The organism is Merdimonas faecis (assembly GCF_001754075.1).
GTDB lineage: Bacteria > Bacillota > Clostridia > Lachnospirales > Lachnospiraceae > Merdimonas > Merdimonas faecis.
Genome location: NZ_MIEH01000003.1, coordinates 41,830 through 62,050, shown reverse-complemented (window position 1 = coordinate 62,050; position 20,221 = coordinate 41,830). Strand labels below are relative to the sequence as shown.

The 20,221-nt window shown below is 49.8% G+C and carries 20 protein-coding genes and 1 pseudogene; all 21 read left to right on the top strand.

Annotation, left to right across the window (positions count from 1 at the left end; all coding sequences use genetic code 11):
• Positions 1-38 precede the first annotated feature (38 nt).
• On the top strand, positions 39-179 hold the full coding sequence (locus BKD12_RS16335) for a Maff2 family mobile element protein (RefSeq protein ID WP_083262786.1): 141 nt from the start codon (positions 39-41) through the stop codon (positions 177-179).
• A 375-nt stretch (positions 180-554) separates the two neighbouring features.
• On the top strand, positions 555-2,474 hold the full coding sequence (gene tet, locus BKD12_RS01495) for a TetM/TetW/TetO/TetS family tetracycline resistance ribosomal protection protein (RefSeq protein ID WP_070087585.1): 1,920 nt from the start codon (positions 555-557) through the stop codon (positions 2,472-2,474).
• 190 nt (positions 2,475-2,664) lie between these two features.
• Positions 2,665-3,531 (top strand): AraC family transcriptional regulator, encoded by an 867-nt coding sequence (locus BKD12_RS01490; RefSeq protein ID WP_070087584.1) that lies wholly within the window; start codon positions 2,665-2,667, stop codon positions 3,529-3,531.
• Positions 3,532-3,734: 203 nt separating this feature from the next.
• Positions 3,735-4,048 (top strand): annotated as a pseudogene (locus tag BKD12_RS01485) (sigma-70 family RNA polymerase sigma factor); the annotation flags it as partial.
• Positions 4,049-4,110: 62 nt separating this feature from the next.
• Complete coding sequence (locus tag BKD12_RS01480) at positions 4,111-4,929, top strand: TrmH family RNA methyltransferase (RefSeq protein ID WP_070087583.1); 819 nt, start codon at positions 4,111-4,113, stop codon at positions 4,927-4,929.
• 252 nt (positions 4,930-5,181) lie between these two features.
• The gene (locus BKD12_RS01475; protein WP_070087582.1) at positions 5,182-5,604 is read left to right on the top strand and encodes an RNA polymerase sigma factor; all 423 of its coding nucleotides are present in this window, start codon (positions 5,182-5,184) and stop codon (positions 5,602-5,604) included.
• Positions 5,597-5,794, top strand: a complete 198-nt coding sequence (locus tag BKD12_RS01470; protein WP_070087581.1) for a helix-turn-helix domain-containing protein — start codon at positions 5,597-5,599, stop codon at positions 5,792-5,794. The genes BKD12_RS01475 and BKD12_RS01470 overlap by 8 nt, the downstream gene beginning before the upstream one ends.
• A 713-nt stretch (positions 5,795-6,507) precedes the next feature.
• Entirely contained in the window at positions 6,508-6,906 is a 399-nt protein-coding gene (locus BKD12_RS01465) for a plasmid mobilization protein (protein WP_070087580.1), read from the top strand.
• The gene (locus tag BKD12_RS01460; RefSeq protein WP_070087579.1) at positions 6,878-8,488 is read left to right on the top strand and encodes a relaxase/mobilization nuclease domain-containing protein; all 1,611 of its coding nucleotides are present in this window, start codon (positions 6,878-6,880) and stop codon (positions 8,486-8,488) included. The genes BKD12_RS01465 and BKD12_RS01460 overlap by 29 nt, the downstream gene beginning before the upstream one ends.
• Positions 8,478-8,864 (top strand): cysteine-rich VLP domain-containing protein, encoded by a 387-nt coding sequence (locus BKD12_RS01455; protein WP_070087578.1) that lies wholly within the window; start codon positions 8,478-8,480, stop codon positions 8,862-8,864. Before BKD12_RS01460 ends, BKD12_RS01455 begins: the two co-directional genes overlap by 11 nt.
• Before the next feature lie 132 nt (positions 8,865-8,996).
• Entirely contained in the window at positions 8,997-9,731 is a 735-nt protein-coding gene (locus BKD12_RS01450) for a replication initiator protein A (protein WP_070087590.1), read from the top strand.
• Complete coding sequence (locus tag BKD12_RS01445; RefSeq protein ID WP_070087577.1) at positions 9,728-10,570, top strand: ATP-binding protein; 843 nt, start codon at positions 9,728-9,730, stop codon at positions 10,568-10,570. The genes BKD12_RS01450 and BKD12_RS01445 overlap by 4 nt, the downstream gene beginning before the upstream one ends.
• Before the next feature lie 14 nt (positions 10,571-10,584).
• Positions 10,585-10,773, top strand: a complete 189-nt coding sequence (locus BKD12_RS01440) for a transposon-encoded TnpW family protein (RefSeq protein ID WP_070087576.1) — start codon at positions 10,585-10,587, stop codon at positions 10,771-10,773.
• A gap of 111 nt (positions 10,774-10,884) precedes the next feature.
• Positions 10,885-12,504 (top strand): recombinase family protein, encoded by a 1,620-nt coding sequence (locus BKD12_RS01435; protein ID WP_070087575.1) that lies wholly within the window; start codon positions 10,885-10,887, stop codon positions 12,502-12,504.
• Between the two features lie 20 nt (positions 12,505-12,524).
• Positions 12,525-12,686, top strand: coding sequence for a Maff2 family mobile element protein (locus BKD12_RS17605; RefSeq protein ID WP_083262783.1), 162 nt, complete (start codon positions 12,525-12,527; stop codon positions 12,684-12,686).
• 82 nt (positions 12,687-12,768) lie between these two features.
• The gene (locus BKD12_RS01430; RefSeq protein ID WP_003431220.1) at positions 12,769-13,620 is read left to right on the top strand and encodes a VirB6/TrbL-like conjugal transfer protein, CD1112 family; all 852 of its coding nucleotides are present in this window, start codon (positions 12,769-12,771) and stop codon (positions 13,618-13,620) included.
• 16 nt (positions 13,621-13,636) lie between these two features.
• Entirely contained in the window at positions 13,637-14,533 is an 897-nt protein-coding gene (locus BKD12_RS01425) for a radical SAM protein (protein WP_007860209.1), read from the top strand.
• 1 nt (position 14,534) lies between these two features.
• Complete coding sequence (locus BKD12_RS01420) at positions 14,535-14,927, top strand: PrgI family protein (protein ID WP_044942453.1); 393 nt, start codon at positions 14,535-14,537, stop codon at positions 14,925-14,927.
• Entirely contained in the window at positions 14,887-17,283 is a 2,397-nt protein-coding gene (locus tag BKD12_RS01415) for a VirB4-like conjugal transfer ATPase, CD1110 family (protein WP_044942455.1), read from the top strand. Before BKD12_RS01420 ends, BKD12_RS01415 begins: the two co-directional genes overlap by 41 nt.
• On the top strand, positions 17,280-18,236 hold the full coding sequence (locus BKD12_RS01410) for a DNA-methyltransferase (RefSeq protein ID WP_044942460.1): 957 nt from the start codon (positions 17,280-17,282) through the stop codon (positions 18,234-18,236). The genes BKD12_RS01415 and BKD12_RS01410 overlap by 4 nt, the downstream gene beginning before the upstream one ends.
• A complete protein-coding gene (locus tag BKD12_RS01405; RefSeq protein WP_044942463.1) occupies positions 18,233-20,200 on the top strand; it encodes a C40 family peptidase in 1,968 nt (655 codons plus the stop codon). The genes BKD12_RS01410 and BKD12_RS01405 overlap by 4 nt, the downstream gene beginning before the upstream one ends.
• Positions 20,201-20,221: the final 21 nt, after the last annotated feature.

Genomic DNA, 20,221 nt, shown 5'->3' with positions numbered 1-20,221 from the left:
ATTTTTTGAGCCGCAAAGCGGCAGAAAGCGAGGTTTATATGGATTTCTTTAACAGCGCAGTTGGTGTATTGCAGACTTTGGTTATCGCGCTTGGCGCAGGTCTTGGCATTTGGGGGGCTATCAACCTCATGGAGGGTTACGGCAACGACAATCCGGGCGCAAATGCTCATGTGTCATAAAGAAACACACAAGAGATTGATAGACAGCAGCCTACTATTCCGTAAATTTTGTTTCAGGACTTTCTTTTTCAATGCCGATATGCTATAATATTTCTATTCCAAGTAAGGAGTTAAAAATATGCGGCAAGGTATTCTTAATTAACTATAATCAAATAGTGGGAACAAAGAATTGTAACCGTCCCTTGCAAGGGGCTTAGTTTTTTGTACCCTTTTTAAGAATACTTTTGCCTTATATATTTGACATATCAAAAGAGCGACCGCTGCTTGCAGTGCGTTGTATGTATGTGTATGTCTATTCGCTATATCCCCAGCGGTAAAAGTATTTTGCTGCTGGGGATTTTTATGCCCTTTGGGGGCTGAATGGAGGACAAACACATGAAAATAATCAATATCGGCATTCTTGCTCATGTAGACGCAGGAAAAACGACTTTGACAGAAAGCCTGCTCTATACCAGCGGAGCCGTTCCGGAATTAGGGAGTGTAGATAAGGGAACAACGCGGACAGACACCATGCTGTTGGAACGCCAGCGTGGGATTACCATTCAAACGGCCGTCACTTCTTTCGGCTGGAAGAATTATAAGATCAATATTGTCGATACCCCCGGCCATATGGACTTTTTGGCGGAAGTATATCGCTCACTTGCTGTTCTTGACGGAGCAATTTTAGTAGTTTCCGCAAAGGACGGCGTGCAGGCACAAACACGGGTACTGTTCCATGCGCTCCAGAAAATGAAAATCCCAACGATTATTTTTGTAAATAAGATAGACCAGGAGGGCATTGACTTACAGAGCGTTTATCAAAATATCAGAGAAAAACTTTCTGATGATGTCATGGTTATGCAAGATGTTTCGCTCACTCCGGAAGTGTCTCTGACAGACATTGAGGATATAGAAAAATGGGATTCTATTATTGCTGGAAATGATGAACTTTTGGAAAAATATATTGCGGGGGAACCTTTGAAAATACAAGATTTACAGAGGGAGAAATGCAGAAGAATGCAAAACGGTTCCCTGTTTCCTATTTATCATGGGAGTGCAAAGAACAATATCGGAACTGAAAAGCTGATTGAAGTGATTGCAGAAACATTTACTTCTGGTGCGGACAACGATCAATCCGAGCTATGCGGAAGCGTTTTTAAAATCGAGTACACAGACCAGAAAAAGCGGCTCGTTTATTTGCGGTTATACAGCGGGACACTTCATTTACGGGATACGATTCTCCTGCCCCAAAATCAAAAACTAAAAATCACAGAAATGAGGATTCCGTCAAACGGAGAGATTATACCGGCGGACACAGCCTGTTGCGGAGAAATTGTTATTTTGACCAATGACACTCTGAAGCTGAATGATACTCTCGGAAATGTAGAACTTTTGCCGCGCAAGGCATGGGAAAAAAATCCGATTCCTTTGCTTCGGACGACGGTGGAGCCGCAAAATCAGGAACAAAGAGACCTCCTGCTGAATGCCCTGACGGAAATTGCAGATACAGATCCGCTGTTGCATTACTATGTGGATACGATAACGCATGAAATCATCATTTCTTTTTTAGGAAAAGTCCAGTTAGAGGTTGTATGCTCTCTGTTAGTAGAGCGATACCATGTGAACATAAATGTGAAAGAACCTACGGTCATTTATCTGGAAAGGCCATTAAAAACAGCCAGTTACACGATTCATATTGAAGTGCCGCCGAATCCGTTTTGGGCATCCATTGGCTTAACTGTAACGCCACTTCCTGCCGGAAGTGGAACCCGGTTTAAAAGCAAAGTATCTCTCGGCTATTTAAACCAAAGTTTTCAAAATGCCGTTATGGAAGGGGTGCGTTATGGAATGGAGCAAGGCTTATACGGTTGGGAAGTGACAGATTGTGAAATTTGTTTTGACTATGGAGTTTATTACAGTCCAGTTAGTACCCCCGCAGATTTTCGTTCCCTTGCTCCTATCGTGTTAGAACAGGCATTGAAAAGAGCAGGAACACAATTATTGGAACCATACCTTTCCTTTACCCTTTTTGCACCGCAGGAATATATTTCACGGGCTTATAATGACGCACCGAAGTATTGTGCAGTGATTGAATCAACCTTGCTTAAAAATGATGAAGTTATTTTTACGGGAGAAATCCCCGCCCGCTGCATCGGCGAATATAGGAATGATTTAAATTTTTATACAAATGGGAGAAGCGTCTGCCTTACCGAATTAAAAGGGTACCAAGAAATTTCCGGGGAGCCTGTATTGCAGCCACGCCGTCCTAACAGCCGTTTAGATAAGGTTCGGCATATGTTTCAGAAAATAACGTAATATTTTGTGCGTTATCACGGATAAAAATCTTTGAATATAAGGAGAGTCTATGTTAGTTTTGTTTTCAAGTCGGTTTTGTGTAAACTTATATTGAGCAAACGGCCTTTATTTATAACCCGACTAATTTTGTATGCTAATGTCGAGCATATCTTTCTAAATTGTGATATTCATATTCGGAAGGAGGGGCAATGTGTTAAAGAAATTGAATGACGCGATGGACTATATTGAAGCGCACCTGGAGGACGAGTTTTTACTTGAGAAGATTTCTGAGCATATAAATGTTTCAGATTATCATTTTAGAAAAATATTTTTTGCGCTTACCAATATGACGCTGAATGAGTATGTAAAAAACAGACGACTTTCAGAAGCTAACAAAGAATTGTTGCAGGGGGCGCAGGTAACAGATGTCGCTTATCAATATGGGTATCAATCCGTAGACGGATTTACACGTGCCTTTAAAAAATGGAGCGGTATCTTACCGTCACAAGTCGCAAAGTTGAAACAATGTAAATCATGCCAAAAGTTACAATTTGTTGTAACTATGAAGGGAGGAACTTTAATGGAATATAAAATTGTTGAAAAACCTGCTTTTACGTTTGCAGGTGTAAGTAAACGAGTGCCGTTACAATATGAGGGAGTAAACAACGCTATTTTGGAACTGGCACAAAGCATAACACAGGAACAGAAAGAAGAAATGCACCGGTTGCAAAACATTGAGCCATATGAAACTGTAAATGTTTCCTATGAATCAGATACGAACTTTCTTGAAGAAGCTGGTGAATTAACGCATTTAATTGGAGTTTTAACAACTAAAAATGACATTAGCAGTAATCTGGACACATTTCCTGTTAAAGCTCATACGTGGGCAGTTTTTCCAAATGAAGGAATCTTCCCGTTTACTTTGCAGGATACAATGGCAAGAATCTACTCCGAATGGTTTATGACGGCAGATTATGAACTGGCAGAGCCGTTTTCTTTCTCTTTTACAAAAATGGACGACAAAAAGCCCAACTACGCATACAGTGAAATTTGGATTCCAGTAACAAAAAAAGAATAAGCAATTACACTCAAATAGGAAAGCCAGCCGAGCCAGCGGGCAGTCAAGATAAACGGCGCATATGCGCCGCTGTTGACAGCCCCGCCCGCCTTTGCTGGTAGGCAATCAAGGGGCGACAGCAAGGGGTGCTGCCGCCCTCTGATATTATAAATGAAACCCGTCAACCATACAACGCCCTATGTGGGAGAAAGGGGGAATCATCTATGCCTTGCACAGAAGCATACAAAGAACACATCATGTACACGTTCAATGGCTTTGCAAGACCGTCATACACTATGCGGCTATCAACGCATGGCGTGACAGGAGCAGACGGCGGCAAAAAGAAATATCCCTTGAATACCTCACAGAAGAAAAGTTTTACCCTTTAGGCACAACAGACGAATATTTTGAAGCACCCCATGAAGAACACCCTATAACGATATGCGGTCAGGCAGTTATCCTCACCAATGGAAAACTTGCCGCCGTCCTGTTATCCCTGCCACAGAAAAACCGGGAAATCATTTTCCCTTATTTTTTCAAAAATGGGCTTACAATGGGTGAAAAATTCGAAAACCAAAGTATGATGAGGCAGGTATTGAAATGAAAGTTGTTTCTATATTAAATAAAAATAATGATTACCAGAGATTTGAAGTATTGAAGCATAATCGAAATAAAAGATATAAATATAATCAATTTATTGTTGAAGGCGTAAGAAGTTTAAATGAAGCGGTTAAAAATAACTGGAAGATTATTTCTTTTATTTATGACAAGAATAATCTGTCAGGCTGGGCAAAACATATGATAGAAACAGTAAAAACAGAAGTCAATTATACTCTTACGGCACAGTTGCTAAAGGAATTAAGTGGAAAAGAAGAAACTTCTGAATTATTGGCTATTATTGAAATGAGGGAAGACAGGTTAGAAAATGTTGCGTTATCTTCCAATCCATTTATTGTGTTATTTGACAGGCCCTCTAATAAAGGAAATTTAGGTACGATGATACGTTCATGTGATGCGTTGGGAGTAGATATGTTGATAATTACTGGACATGCGGTTGATTTGTATGAGCCTGATGTAATTGTTTCGGCGATGGGTTCTTTTTTCAATCTTCCGGTGATTCGAATCATTCACAATGAGGATTTATATAAATTCGTTGAAAGCCTTAGAATAAAATACCCTGGCTTTAAGATCATAGGCACAACAGCCCACCACGAAAAGCCTATCTATCATGAGGACTTGAAAACCCCGGTTATGTTAATGATGGGAAATGAAACCATGGGATTAAATAAGGCATTTAAGGAATATTGTGATGTTTTATGTACGATTCCTATGGCTGAAGATTCCTATGCCAGTTCTTTCAATGTCAGTTGTGCTGCATCTATAATGATGTATGAAATAGTAAGACAACGAATGAATTAGACAGCATAACCCTTTTGAGAGTGAGCCAGAGAAAAGGGAGGAGCAGGCGTTCTACCTCAAAAGTCTGCAAATAAAAAAAGAATAAGCAATTACACTCAAATGGCAAAGCCAGCCGAGCCAGTCAACAGTCAAGATGAACGGCGCATATGCGCCGCCGTTGACAGCCCCGCCCGCCTTTGCAGATAGGCAATCAAGGGGCGACAGCAAGGAGTGCTGCCGCCCCGCACTATTATTCAGAGAGGGGGAATTTCCATGACCGAAGATGAAGCCTACAAAGTGCATATCCAGTACACATTCAATGCCTTTTGCAAGATTGTCATTCGTCACGCAGCCATAGATATAATCTTAAAGCTGCGCCGGAGGTGGGAACGGGAAGTTTCTCTTGACTATCTGATGAATGAGAAGTTTGTCCAGCTTGCCGAACCGGAGCAGCTTGAAGAATATCTTTTTACCGCCTGCGGCCAGACCGCCGTTCTGTACCATGCGGAACTTGCCGCCGCCCTTGCCCTCTTGCCGGAGCAGACACAGGAAGAGATTTTCCGTTACTATTTCCTGCGCCAGCCGCAGCGAGTGATCGGCGTACATATTGGCCGGACACGCAGCACAGCGGGGCGGCATATCCAGCTTGCCTTGCAGCGGCTACGGCGGCTCATGGAGGGAAAAGACCATGAGTAAACTTCTCCCCTATGAAACAATCGTCAAAGCCCATGAGGGCGACCCGGACGCAATCGACACCGTCCTTTCCCACTATGCCGGATATATCCGCTACTTTTCCAAAGTACACGGTCAGGTTAACGCCGAGGTTGAGGAATATGTGAAGCAGCAGCTAATCTCCGCACTATTCAAGTTTCGCTTTGACCGATAAGCCCCAAAACTGAATACCAGCCGCCCACCAGCGGCCAGTGAAAGCAGTAAGTCTGAAAAAGATTTGCTGCTTTTTTTGTTGTCCATTTGGCAAAATCGCAAAGTCACCCGTAGTAGGTAGGTGAAGCCAGAAAAAGCTGCCTGCTCCGTTTGGCAAATTTCAAAACGCAGTGTTGTAGGGAGTGAAAGGAAAAATTCTCTGCCCCGTAGGTTGCCAAAATCCTGTTTCCCGGATTACTAAGGCAAAAGAAAATTTGAAAAATCCCCGGACAGCGGGTAGCTGGCGGCCTTTTGAATGTATCTTTGGCGAAAGAAAAAAAAGACCGCGCACAGCGGGCTGAAAGCCCCGCCCCGTTCGCTCTATGTACGGAAAAGCCCGGACAGGGGCAGTCTGCGGCTTACTAAGAGCAAGTTTCTACCACGGTGCCAAAATCCGCAATTCTGCGGTTTTGCCCCTCGCGGGAAACTTGTTGGGGAGTGCCTTCCCCAAACCCTGCTATACGCCCTTACGGGCGAAAAAGCTGAAAACAGTTTTTGTTATTTTCCAAAAAGTTGCCCAATGGGAGGTATAGAGGGATTTTTCTGCCGAAATGCAAAAAAAAGTTTTTGTAATTTCCCGAAAAGTTAAGCAATGGGAGGAGTGAGAGGAAATTTTCTCCGCCCAAAATCCGAAAAAAGTCAGCAATAAGAATAGTGAGAGGAGGTTTTCAGCCTATGCGAAAGAAATACAACACGCCCCACCGCAGCCGCGTTGTGAAAACCCGGCTGTCCGAAGATGAATACGCCGACTTCACAGCGCGGCTTGCGCCCTATGGTATCAGCCAGTCGGAATTTCTCCGGCAGGCGATACGGCGCACGACCATACGCCCCGTTGTCCATGTATCGGCGGTCAATGATGAACTGCTCTCCGCTGTCGGGAAGCTGGCCGCCGAGTACGGCAGGATCGGCGGCAACCTCAATCAGATTGCCCGGTATCTGAACGAGTACGGCTCACCCTACAATGCGCTGTCCGGCGAGGTACGCGCCGCCATAGCCGACCTTGCCGCCCTCAAGTATGAAGTCCTCAAGAAAGTAGGTGACGCAGTTGGCAACACTCAAGCATATCAACTCTAAAAACGCCGACTACGGAGCCGCCGAACAATATCTTCTCTTTGAGCATGACGAGTTTACCATGAAGCCCGTCCTTGATGAAACCGGCAGGCTTATCCCCCGCGAGGACTACCGGCTGTCAACGCTGAACTGCGGCGGGGAGGATTTTGCCGTTGCCTGTATGCGGGCAAATCTCCGCTATGGGAAGAACCAGCGGCGGGAAGATGTGAAAAGCCACCACTATATCATCAGCTTTGACCCACGGGACGGGCCGGACAACGGCTTGACCGTAGACCGGGCGCAGGCATTGGGCGAGAAGTTTTGCGCCGAGCATTTCCCCGGCCACCAAGCCCTTGTATGCACCCACCCGGACGGCCACAACCACAGCGGCAATATCCATGTGCATATCGTCATTAACAGCCTGCGGATAGAGGAAGTACCGTTCCTGCCCTACATGGACAGGCCAGCCGACACGAAAGCCGGCTGCAAGCACCGCTGTACCGACGCTGCCTTGCGCTACTTCAAATCCGAAGTCATGGAGATGTGCCACCGGGAGGGGCTTTACCAAATCGACCTCTTGAACGGCAGCAAGAACCGCGTGACCGACCGGGAGTATTGGGCGCAGAAAAAGGGACAGGCTGCGCTGGACAAGCAGAACGCCCCCATGATTGCAGGCGGTATCACGCCCCGGCAGACCAAGTTTGAAACGAACAAGGAGAAGCTGCGGCAGACCATACGGAAAGCCCTTGCCACCGCCGCCAGCTTTGACGAATTTTCCTCTCTGCTGCTGCGGGAGGGCGTGACCGTCAAGGAGAGCCGGGGGCGGCTTTCCTACCTCACGCCGGACAGGACAAAGCCAATTACCGCCCGGAAGCTGGGCGACGACTTTGACCGCACCGCTGTCCTTTCCGTTTTGGAGCAGAACGCCGCCAGAGCCACAGAAAAGGCCGCAGCCATACTCGAATACCCCCGGCATGGGAACACAAAAGCCCCACAAACCGCCCCGAAGCAGGACGGTGTGCAGCGGCTTGTGGACATTGAGCAGAAAATGGCCGAGGGCAAAGGCCGGGGCTATGAACGCTGGGCGACCATGCACAACCTCAAACAAATGGCCGCGACGCTGAATGTGTATCAGGAATACGGCTTTACTTCCCCGGAGCAGTTAGAAGCCGCCGTTGATACCGCCTATCAGGAAATGCGCCAGACCAGCGGCGAACTGAAAGCACTGGAAACGAAGCTACAAGGGAAAAAGGAGTTGCAGCAACAGGTACTTGCCTATGCCAAGACCAAGCCCACCCGCGACGGGCTGAAAGCGCAGAAATCCGAGAAAGCCCGCGCCGCCTACCGGCAGGCAAACGAGAGCGATTTTATCATAGCCGAAGCCGCCGCCCGGTATTTCAAGGCGCATGGCATCACCAAGCTGCCCGCCCGGAAAGCGTTGCAGGCCGAGATCGAGCAGCTTATCTCCGAGAAAGACGGCCTGTATAACACCTACCACGAACAGAAACAGCGGTTCAAGGAGTTGCAGACCGTCAAGCGGAACATCGACCAGATTTTGCGCCGGGAGGAACCCCACCGCAGAAAGGAGCAGAGCCATGAGCGATAACCTGCCCCGCATGGACTACCGCCAGCACCGGCGGGCGCGGCGGCTGGTACATGAGTGCTGTAACTACGACGAGGGAAACTGCCTGCTGTTAGACGACGGGGAGCCTTGCGTGTGCGTCCAAAGCATTTCCCTTTCCCTCATGTGCCGCTGGTTCCGTGTGGCTGTCCTGCCCCTTGACGGGGAACTGGCCGCAGCCCTCTTGTACCGGGGGAGCCGGAAACGGTGTGAGGTCTGCGGGGCGGCATTTGTCCCCAAATCCAACCGGGGAAAATACTGCCCCGACTGCGCCGGACGCATGAAGAAACTCAAAGCCGCCGAGAGAAAGCGGAAACAAAGGCAGAAATGTCACGCTTTAGAGCCTTTCAAACCCGCATGAATCAAGGTTTTTTTCGTGAGTGTCAAAGGGTACGCGATACATTTATCCTTTTCCCCCGGAAACGCCGTTCTAAGGCGTGACAAAACACCACAATCAACCCGAACACAGGGAGGTGATACTATCGCTGATTATATCATGGCAGACACGCCGCTGCCTATCTATCTGCCCTACCCCCGTTTCCTGCTGAAAATGGAGATTTCCCAGACCGCCAAGCTGCTGTATTCGCTGCTGTTAGACCGTTCCACACTCTCCCAGAAGAACAAGTGGCAGGACGACGAGGGCAGGATATATATTATCTATCCAATCGCGGAGATAGCCGAAATACTGGATAAGGGCAGCACCACCATAAAGGGGGCGCTTAATGAACTGGACATGGCGGGGCTGCTGGAACGGGAACGGGGCGGCTTCTCCGCACCGAACCGGCTTTATGTCAAAGTGCCGCGAGTGCCACAGGTACAGTTTTCCGACCAACTGATGGCCGGAAATCCGACCCTCATAGAGCCGGAAAACCGTCCTACTGATGGTCAGAAAACCGACCTTATGATGGTCGGAAAACCGTCCCCTAACCAAACTACTATAAACAACCTTACAGAGAGCCAAACAAAGGGAGTGAGTGGGGAGCCGCCCGCGCCCTATGGCCGATACCAGAATATTTTTCTGTCGCAGACCGAATACGACGAGTTGCAGGCAGAGTACCCCGACAGGCTGGAACGGTTCATCGAGGAAATGAGCCGCTACCTTGCCGCCAACGGGAAAAGCTACCAGAACTATGCCGCCGCCCTGCGGATATGGGCGGGGAACGACAAAAAGAAAGCCCCGAAAAAGGGCATACCAGACTACTCATGCAAGGAGGGCGAGAGTTTATGAAGAACGAAATCAACGCTGTTTTGGAGAATATGACGACCACCGCCCCGGAGCCGGAGGACTACACCGGCGAGGACGGTTTACTGTACTGCGGCAAGTGCCGCAAGCCGAAAGAAGCCTATTTTGCGCCGGATAAGGCCGCTATCTTTGGCCGTGACCGTCACCCGGCAGAGTGCGACTGCCAGAGAACCGCCCGCGAGGAACGGGAGGCCGCCGAGAAGCGGCGCAGGCACCTTGACACCGTGGAAGAACTGAAACGCCGGGGCTTTACCGACCCCACCATGCGGGACTGGACTTTTGAGAACGACAACGGCAGGAACCCGCAGGCCGGGATTGCCCGCCGGTATGTGGAGCATTGGGCGGATATGCGAGCCGACAATATCGGCTGCCTGTTCTGGGGCGGCGTGGGAACCGGGAAAAGCTATCTTGCGGGCTGTATCGCAAACGCCCTCATGGAGAAAGAAATCCCCGTCCACATGACGAACTTTGCCCTTATCCTCAACGACCTTGCCGCCAGCTTTGAGAACCGCAACGAGTACATTTCCCGCCTTTGCCGCTATCCGCTGCTTATCATTGACGACTTCGGCATGGAGCGCGGGACGGAATACGGGCTGGAACAGGTTTTCAATGTGATTGACAGCCGTTACCGCAGCAGCAAGCCGCTGATCGTCACGACCAACCTCACGCTGGACGACCTGCGGAACCCGGAGGACACCGCCCATTCCCGGATTTATGACCGCCTGCTTTCCATGTGCGTCCCGGTACGCTTTACCGGCGACAACTTCCGGCAGGAAGCCGCGCAGCGGAAAATGGAGAGCATGAAGAAACTGATTACCGACTGAAAGGAGTATTGCCTATGGCAGATAACAAGCAGCCCGACACCCGCACCACCCGCCGCCCCGACTGCGTGACGGAAATCCGCATGGGCAATTCCGTCCTTGTCGTGTCCGGCTATTTCAAGAAAGACACTACCACCACCGCCGCCGACAAAATGGCGCGGGTACTGGAAGCGGAAGCCGCTGCTACACAAAAACCGGCAATTTGACAAATCATAAAGAAGCAGATTTTACACTTTTGCCGCTATACAGCCCGCCCTATTCCGTGGTACAATGAAACCACGGAATAGTGGGGCTGGCTGTCGGAAACGGAGGATTTTATGTTAAGACAAGCCACCCAAAACCTCATTACCGCCCTTTATCCGAGATTGTCCCATGAGGACGAGTTGCAAGGCGAGAGTAATTCCATATCGAACCAGAAAAGGATTTTGGAAACCTACGCCAAGCAGAACGGCTTTACTAATCTGCGCTGGTACACCGACGACGGCTTCTCCGGCGCGAACTTTCAAAGACCCGGTTTTCAAGCCATGCTTGCAGACATTGAAGCCGGGAAAGTCGGAACCGTCATAGTCAAGGACATGAGCCGGTTAGGGCGAAACTACTTGCAGGTAGGGTTTTACACGGAAATGCTGTTCCCTCAAAAGGGAGTGCGTTTTATCGCTGTCAACGACAATGTGGACAGCGCAAACGGCAGCATGGACAACGATTTTACCCCTCTGCGAAATCTGTTCAACGAATGGCTGGTGAGAGATACGAGCAAGAAAATCAAGGCAGTAAAACGAGCAAAAGGCATGAGCGGCAAGCCTGTTACCAGCAAGCCGGTCTATGGCTACCTCATGGACGAGGACGAGAACTATATCGTTGACGAGGAAACCGCGCCGGTTGTCCAGCAGATATACCAGCTTTGCCTTGCCGGGAATGGCCCGACCAAGATTGCCCGTATGCTTACGGAGCAGCAAATCCCCACGCCGGGGACGCTGGAATACCGCAGGACAGGCAGCACACGCCGCTACCACCCCGGCTATGAGTGTAAATGGGCGACAAACACCGTCGTTCATATCCTCGAAAACCGGGAGTACACCGGCTGTCTGGTAAACTTCAAGACGGAAAAGCCCTCTTACAAGGTCAAACACAGTGTAGAGAACCCCGTGGAGAAGCAGGCCATTTTTGAGAACCACCATGAGCCTATCATAGACCGGGAAACATGGGAGCGCGTGCAGGAGTTACGCAAGCAGCGCAAACGCCCGAACCGCTATGATGAAGTGGGGCTGTTCTCCGGTATGCTGTTCTGCGCCGACTGCGGCCATGTGATGTACCAGCAGCGGTATCAGAACAAGAACCGCAAGCAGGACTGTTACATCTGCGGCAGCTACAAGAAGCGCACCCGCGACTGTACGGCGCACTTTATCCGCACCGACCTGTTGACCGCCGGTGTCCTCTCCAATCTCCGGCAAGTGACGGAGTATGCCGCCAAGCATGAGAGCCGCTTTGTGAAGCTGCTTATCCAGCAGAACGAGATCGGCGGCAAGAGAAAGACCGCCGCAACCACCAGGCAGCTTGAACAGGCGCAGGAGCGCATTGCCGAAGTGAGCCGCATTATTAAGCGGCTGTATGAGGACAATGTGAACGGCAAAATCAGTGACGAGCGTTTCATGGAACTGTCAGCAGACTATGAGCAGGAACAGCGGGAACTGAAAGACCGCGCCGCCGCTTTGCAGGCCGAACTGGACAAGTCGCAGGCCGCCACCGTCAACGCGGAAAAGTTTATGGGTATCGTCCGAAAGCACCTTGCCTTTGAGGAATTGACCCCCACCCTCTTGCGGGAAATGATTGAAAAAATCGTCGTGCATGAGTGTAGCTATGACGAGAACGGCACCCGCAGGCAGGACATTGAGATTTATTACAGCTTTGTCGGCAAGATTGACTTGCCCGAAGCCTAACGCCCGACCTATCCGACACAATGGCCAAGTGCCGGATAGGAACGGCAAAATTTTTTACATTTCTATTACTTCTTTATCGCACATCAGTAAAGAGCCAGGGCATGAAGCAGCTTATGGCGGGCGGTGGCGTCGCGTTGATCGGCGGCACCCTTGTTCCGCTTCTTTCCAAACTTTTTGGATAATGCCTAAAACAAATACCACCCGCCGCGCCCTCTCGGAAACGGGAGGGCGCGGGAAAGGAGGGATTAACTTTTGATATGGCAGATGATTGAAGATTGGTTTCGCGGCATTTTGACAGACGGGATTTTATCGAACCTCTCCGGCTTGTTTGACAGCGTAAATACAGAGGTTGGAGAAATTGCAACGCAAGTCGGCACGACCCCCGCCGGGTGGAACGCGGGCATATTCAACATGATACGCAGCCTTTCGGAAAACGTCATTGTACCGATTGCGGGCGTTATCATTACCTTTGTCATGTGTTATGAACTAATCCAGCTTGTAATTGAAAAAAACAATCTGCACGATCTCGACACTTGGATTTTTTTCAAATGGATTTTCAAAACCTTTGTTGCGGTGCTGCTGGTAACAAACACTTGGAACATCGTCATGGGAGTTTTCGACGTTACGCAGAGCGTCGTCAATCAGAGCGCGGGGGTTATCATATCCGATACAAGCATAGACGTTACCACCGTCATTACCGACATTGAAGCAAAACTCGACGCTATGAGCGTGGGCGGTCTTTTGGGGTTATGGTTTCAATCCCTCTTTGTAGGGCTTACCATGAAAGCCCTGTCAATCTGCATTATGCTTGTGGTGTATGGGCGCATGATTGAAATATATCTTGTAACGAGCGTTGCCCCTATCCCGATGGCAACAATGGTAAATCACGAATGGGGCAGCATGGGACAGAATTACTTAAAATCTTTGCTTGCGCTTGGTTTTCAGGCGTTTCTGATCTTGGTGTGTGTCGGCATTTATGCGGTGTTGATACAAACAATCGCAGCGACCGACGACATTTCCGGCGCGATCTGGGCTTGCATGGGCTATACCGTCCTCTTGTGCTTTACGCTTTTCAAAACGGGAAGCCTTGCAAAGAGCGTCTTTTCGGCACATTAAGGGGGTGAGTTATGATTTGAAAATCGGTTTAATCGACGTTGACAGCCATAATTTCCCCAACCTCTGCTTGATGAAGCTATCCGCGTATCATAAAGCAAAGGGGCATACGGTGGAATGGTGGAACGCAAAGGGGCGGTACGACCTTGTATATAAAAGCCGCGTCTTTACGGACACCTATTCCAAAGACACGATAACCGTTACCAACGCGGAACAAGTTATTTTCGGCGGTACGGGCTACGACACGAAAAACCGCTTGCCGCCGGAAGTGGAACACAGTTACCCGGATTATTCTATCTACCCGCAGTTTTTCGGGATTGCCTACGGCTTTTTAAGCCGGGGTTGTCCAAGAAATTGCGGGTTTTGCATTGTCAGCAGTAAAGAGGGACGCAAAAGTGTTAAGGTTGCGGATTTGTCCGAGTTTTGGAAATGGCAGCCGGAAATAAAAATCATGGACGCTAATCTGCTTGCCTGTCCCGACCATGAAAATCTCATTGAGCAGCTTATACGAAGCCGCGCATGGGTGGATTTTTCGCAAGGGCTGGATATTCGCCTTGTGAACAGGGATAATGTCAGCCTGTTAAATCGGGTACGGATAAAAGCGGTACATTTTGCATGGGATAATCCCGACGAGGACTTAACCGGGTATTTCCAACGTTTTTTGGATTTGACCGCCATTAAGAGCAGCCGCCAGCGGCGCGTGTATGTTCTTACCAACTACGGCAGCACTCACGAACAGGATTTATACCGCGTGAACACCTTGCGGGCTATGGGCTTTGACCCGTATGTGATGATTTACGAGCGTCCAACCGCCCCGCCTGTTACCCGCCATTTGCAACGGTGGGTAAATAACAAACGGCTTTTCTATGCTGTCCCCCGTTTTGAAGATTACATTCCGGGCAGAAAGGAGGTTTGAAATGGCGTATGTAACCGTCCCAAAGGACTTAACAAAAATCAAAAGCAAGGTAATGTTCAACCTTACGAAACGACAGCTAATTTGTTTCAGCGCGGCGGTAGCAATCGGACTGCCGCTGTTCTTTTTGGTAAAAGACAGCGTTGGAACAACCACAGCGGCATTGTGCATGGTGCTTGCCATGCTGCCTATGTTTTTGCTTGCCATGTACGAGAAAAACGGGCAACCGCTGGAAGTGATTATTCGGCAATTTGTGGAAGTGAAGTTTCTTCGCCCCAAAGAGCGACCTTATCAGACCAACAATTTTTATGCCGCCCTTGCGCGGCAAGAGCGATTAGATAAGGAGGTACGGGCGATTGTCAAAGGAAAAGGGAAAGACCCAAAACGAAAAGCGTAAACTTACGCGGCAGGAAAAGAAACAGATCGACGCGCTTATCCGGCAGGCAAAGGGCGACGGGAAGCCCCATACGGCGCAGGACAGCATACCGTTTGAGCGAATGTATAAGGACGGGATTTGCCGCCTTGCAAACGGGCGGTATTCCAAGTGCATTGAGTTTGAGGACATCAACTATCAGCTTGCGCAGCCGGACGACAAAACCGCCATTTTTGAAGCCCTTTGCGATATGTATAACTCGTTCGACGCTTCTATCAGCGTGCAGCTTTCCCTAATCAGCCGCCATGCGAACAAGGACGATTTCAAGAACAGTATCACGATTGCGCCGCAGAATGATGACTTCGACAGTATCAGAGCAGAATACACCGAAATGCTTAGAACGCAGCTTGAACGCGGAAACAACGGGCTTATCAAGACCAAGTTTCTCACCTTTACCGTTGAAGCAAAGGACATTAGATCGGCGCGGGCGCGTCTTGCCCGCATTGAAACGGACACCCTCAACCATTTTAAGGTGATCGGCGCGGCGGCGCGGGTATTGGACGGGAAACAGCGTCTTGAAGTGCTGCATGGGATTTTCCACCCGGACGGGGAACGCTTTAACTTTGCGTGGGAATGGCTACCCGCAAGCGGTCTTTCTGTCAAAGACTTTATCGCGCCGTCCTCTTTCCGATTTGGCGACGGGCGAATGTTTCAAATGGGCGGCAAGTTTGGCGCAGTTTCCTTTTTGCAGATCGTCGCGCCGGAACTCTCCGACCGTATGCTTGCCGACTTCATGGACGCGGAAAACGGGATTATCGTCAATCTGCACATTCAGAGTATCGACCACAACGAAGCAATCAAGACGATTAAGCGCAAGATTACCGACCTTGACCGTATGAAAATCGAGGAACAGAAAAAAGCAATCCGCAGCGGCTACGACATGGATATTATTCCGTCCGACCTTGCCACCTACGGCGGGGAAGCAAAAAACCTACTCCGCGATTTGCAGAGCCGCAACGAAAGAATGTTTCTGCTTACGCTGCTTGTCTTAAACCTTGCAGATACCAAGCAGAAATTGGATAACGAAGTATTTGGAGCGGCGGCAATCGCGCAGAAATACAACTGCATTTTGACCCGCCTTGACTACCGGCAGGAACAGGGGCTTATGTCCTCTATCCCGTTGGGGGAAAACCTTATCCATATCCAGCGCGGCTTGACGACCAGCAGCACCGCCGTTTTCGTTCCCTTTACGGTGCAAGAGCTGTTCCAAAGCGGCGAAGCATTGTATTACGGCTTAAACGCCCTTTCCAACAACATGATTTTGTGCGACCGAAAGAAGCTGAAAAATCCCAACGGCTTGATACTCGGCACACCGGGCAGTGGCAAAAGTTTTTCTGCAAAACGCGAAATCACAAACGCTTTTCTTATCACGTCCGACGACATTATCATTTGCGACCCCGAAGCCGAATATTACCCCCTTGTCGGACGTTTGAAAGGACAGGTTATCAAGGTTTCGCAGAACAGCACGCAGTACATTAACCCTATGGATATTAACCTCAATTACAGCGAGGGCGACACGCCCATAGCCTTAAAGAGCGACTTTATCCTTTCCTTTTGCGAACTCATTATGGGCGGCAAAAACGGGCTGGAAGCTGTCGAAAAGACCTTGATTGACCGCGCTGTTATCAGCGTGTACCGCAACTACCTTGCCGACCCGAAGCCGGAGAATATGCCGATTTTGGGCGACCTCTACGACGAGATCAAGAAGCAGCCGGAAAAGGAAGCGCAGCGTATCGCGGCGGCATTGGAACTCTATGTAAACGGCAGCTTGAACATTTTTAACCACAGGACAAACGTTGACATTCATAATCGCCTTGTCTGCTTTGATATTAAGGAACTCGGTACGCAGCTTAAAAAAGTCGGTATGCTTATCGTCCAAGACCAAGTATGGAACAGAGTAACGGTAAACCGCAGCGAGGGCAAGGCGACGCGGTATTACATCGACGAATTTCATTTACTCTTGAAAGAGGAACAGACCGCAGCATACAGCGTCGAGATTTGGAAGCGTTTTAGGAAGTGGGGCGGTATTCCGACAGGTATCACGCAGAACGTCAAAGACCTTTTGACGAGCAGAGAAGTTTCAAATGTTTTTGAAAACAGCGATTTTGTCTATATGCTCAACCAAGCCCAGGGCGACCGGGAAATCCTTGCAAAGCAGCTTAACATTTCGCAGCAGCAAATGACCTATGTAACCCATTCCGAAGCGGGCGAGGGGCTTATTTTCTACGGCAACGTGATTTTGCCCTTTATTGACCGTTTCCCGCAAAATACAGAACTCTATCGCGTCATGACGACCAAACCCGGCGAGGTGTCGGCATGAGGATAGAAACGGACAAAATCTATTGCGGCGACAGCTTGCAGGTACTTCAAACCTTGCCGGATAACTGTATGGATTGTTGCGTAACGTCCCCGCCCTACTATGCTTTGCGCGATTACGGCACAGACGGGCAGATCGGGCGGGAAGCAACGCCGGAGGAATATGTTTCCCGCATTACGGCGGTTTTCCATGAGGTAAAGCGGGTGCTTACGCCGGAGGGTACTTGTTGGCTGAATATCGCGGACACTTATTGCGGCACAGGCAGCAAAGCCGACCACCAAGACCCGAAATACCCCAAAGGCAGGAACGGGCAGCAAGTGGCGGTAAACCACCGCGCCCCCGGCTGCAAGCCGAAAGACCTAATCGGTATTCCGTGGCTTGTAGCCCTTGCCTTGCGGGGCGACGGTTGGTATTTGCGCAGTTCTATCATTTGGCATAAGGGGAACCCCATGCCGGAAAGCACGCGGGACAGGCCGACCCGCTGCTATGAATATGTGTTTCTGCTTACCAAGTCAAAGAAGTATTTTTACGATTGGCAAGCGGTAGCCGAGCCGATAGCCCTCACAACGGCGGGTCGGCTGAAAAGCGGAGTTAGCAAAGGAAACAAGTATAACGTTACTGTTCCGGGGCAAAACCAACCGCAGAAAATCAACCGCCCCCGCGAAAAGGGCGCATACGCCGATGAGTTGATATGCCCCGTCCGCAGCCGCCGCAACGTTTGGCAGATCAACACAGCTTCCTATCGCGGCGGGCATTTCGCAGCTTTCCCGCCGAAACTTGCGGAAACGTGCATTTTGGCGGGCTGTCCCGTCGGCGGGATTGTCCTTGACCCGTTTTTAGGCAGCGGAACCACCGCAGCGGCGGCAAAAAGCCTTGACCGCCGCTATATTGGTATTGAGATCAACCCCGAATACTGTAACCTTGCGAAACAGCGGATTGGAGGTGAAAGCCCATGAGCAAGGAATGGAAAGCCCCGGACAAGGTAACGCAGAAAATGACCCGCGACGGTGCGGTTGCGGAAAACCTCACGACGGGCGAAACGTCCAGTATCAGCGAAAGGCCGCAGGAGGAAAACTATTCAGCCCCCGCAGGCGCGGCAGCGGAAAAGGTTGTGCAGCATATCGGCGCAGAGATTGAGCGACACGCAGCAAAAGGCGCGGAGAAAAAAGCCCTTGACGCGGCGCAGCCTAAAACCCATTCTTCCCGCTTGCAGTTTTCCGAAGCGGAACGGGCAACGCCGGACCTGCAAAAGGCAATCAAAAAATCCGATACGGCGGCTGACCGTTTAGACAAAGCGCGGGCAGCTATCCCCAAACAGACCAAAATCAAGAAAGAGCGCGTTTTTGACGAAGCCAAAGGCAAAGCAAAGACGCGCCTTGCTTTTGAAAAAACGGATAAGCCCCCAAACGGCAAGTTGCGTCATAACCCGTTATCCCGTCCGGCGCAGGAATTGGACGCCGCCGTACATGGAAAAATCTATGAGGTGGAGAAAGAAAACGTCGGTGTGGAAAGCGGACACAGGATAGAACTTGTGGGCGAGAAAGCGGGCGGCATGACGACGCGGGCAGTAAAACGCGGCATACGCAGCCATAAGCTGAAACCTTACCGGGCGGCGGCAGCAGCCGAGAAAAAGGCAGCAAAGGCAAACGCCGATTTTCTCTATCAAAAGGCGCTGCATGATAACCCCGCCCTTGCGCACTCTAACCCGATTTCCCGTTTTTGGCAAAAGCAGCGCATTAAAAAGCAGTATGCAAAGGCGTTGAAAACGGGCGGCAAGGTGAAAAAGACCGCCGAAGCCACCGCAAAGGCAGCAAAGAAAACGGCGCAGGAAACCAAACGGGCGACGTTCTTTGTCGTCCGGCATTGGAAAGGCTGTTTGATCGTGGGCGGGATTGCCTTTATCGTGCTTCTGTTTTTCGGCGGTTTGTCCTCTTGTTCCCTGTTCGGCGGCAACAGCGGAAGCGGCTTGATTGCGTCGTCCTATCTCTCCGAGGACGCGGATATTACAGGCGCAGAAAGCGCGTATGTCGCTATGGAAGCCGAGTTACAGGATATGCTGGATAACATCGAAAGCGAATACCCCGGCTATGACGAATACCGGGTAACGGCTGACGAGATCGAGCATGACCCGTATGTGCTAATCTCTATCCTCTCCGCTTGGCATGAGGGCGTGTTTACTCTCGATGAAGCGCAAAGCACCCTTGAAATGCTCTTTGATAAACAGTATATCTTGACGGTTACGGAGGAAGTCGAGGTACGCTACCGCACCGAAACGCGGACGGACAGCGAGGGCAACGAATACGACGTTGAAGTAGCCTATAACTATTACATTCTCAATGTGGATTTGGAAAACTTCAACCTCTCCCATGTTCCCGTTTACATTATGGGCGAGGAACAGCTATCCATGTACGCTATGTATATGTCGTCGCTTGGGAACAGACCCGACCTTTTCCCGCAATCCGGCTATATTTCAAAATACTATGAAAACCCGCCAGCGGATTATGAAATCCCGCCCGCCTATCTGGAAGATGAACAGTTTGCGCGGCTCATTGAGGAAGCGGAAAAGTATGTCGGTTTTCCTTATGTGTGGGGCGGCAGCAGCCCGGAAACCTCTTTTGATTGCAGCGGTTTTGTTAGCTATGTGCTGACGAACAGCGGCCTATACAATACGGGCAGACTTGGGGCACAGGGGCTTTACAACATTTCAACCCGCGTTTCCAACCCGCAGCCGGGGGATTTGGTTTTCTTTACGGGTACATACGACACACCGGGCGTATCTCATGTGGGTATCTACGTTGGCGAGGACGGGGACGGAAGCCCCGTCATGCTGCATTGTGGCGACCCGATACAATACGCAAAACTTGATACAAGCTATTGGCAATCCCATTTTTACGCCTATGGGCGGCTACATTACAACTGACTTTGAAAGGAGTTTATTTCT

Coding starts and splice junctions, on each gene's coding strand:
- BKD12_RS01435 (WP_070087575.1), top strand. CDS start 10,885: ATGTTAAGACAAGCCACCCAAAACCTCATTACCGCCCTTTATCCGAGA.
- BKD12_RS16335 (WP_083262786.1), top strand. CDS start 39: ATGGATTTCTTTAACAGCGCAGTTGGTGTATTGCAGACTTTGGTTATC.
- BKD12_RS01455 (WP_070087578.1), top strand. CDS start 8,478: ATGAGCGATAACCTGCCCCGCATGGACTACCGCCAGCACCGGCGGGCG.
- BKD12_RS01420 (WP_044942453.1), top strand. CDS start 14,535: ATGGCGTATGTAACCGTCCCAAAGGACTTAACAAAAATCAAAAGCAAG.
- tet (WP_070087585.1), top strand. CDS start 555: ATGAAAATAATCAATATCGGCATTCTTGCTCATGTAGACGCAGGAAAA.
- BKD12_RS01465 (WP_070087580.1), top strand. CDS start 6,508: ATGCGAAAGAAATACAACACGCCCCACCGCAGCCGCGTTGTGAAAACC.
- BKD12_RS01405 (WP_044942463.1), top strand. CDS start 18,233: ATGAGCAAGGAATGGAAAGCCCCGGACAAGGTAACGCAGAAAATGACC.
- BKD12_RS01480 (WP_070087583.1), top strand. CDS start 4,111: ATGAAAGTTGTTTCTATATTAAATAAAAATAATGATTACCAGAGATTT.
- BKD12_RS01445 (WP_070087577.1), top strand. CDS start 9,728: ATGAAGAACGAAATCAACGCTGTTTTGGAGAATATGACGACCACCGCC.
- BKD12_RS01430 (WP_003431220.1), top strand. CDS start 12,769: ATGATTGAAGATTGGTTTCGCGGCATTTTGACAGACGGGATTTTATCG.
- BKD12_RS01475 (WP_070087582.1), top strand. CDS start 5,182: ATGACCGAAGATGAAGCCTACAAAGTGCATATCCAGTACACATTCAAT.
- BKD12_RS17605 (WP_083262783.1), top strand. CDS start 12,525: ATGGCCAAGTGCCGGATAGGAACGGCAAAATTTTTTACATTTCTATTA.
- BKD12_RS01440 (WP_070087576.1), top strand. CDS start 10,585: ATGGCAGATAACAAGCAGCCCGACACCCGCACCACCCGCCGCCCCGAC.
- BKD12_RS01470 (WP_070087581.1), top strand. CDS start 5,597: ATGAGTAAACTTCTCCCCTATGAAACAATCGTCAAAGCCCATGAGGGC.
- BKD12_RS01410 (WP_044942460.1), top strand. CDS start 17,280: ATGAGGATAGAAACGGACAAAATCTATTGCGGCGACAGCTTGCAGGTA.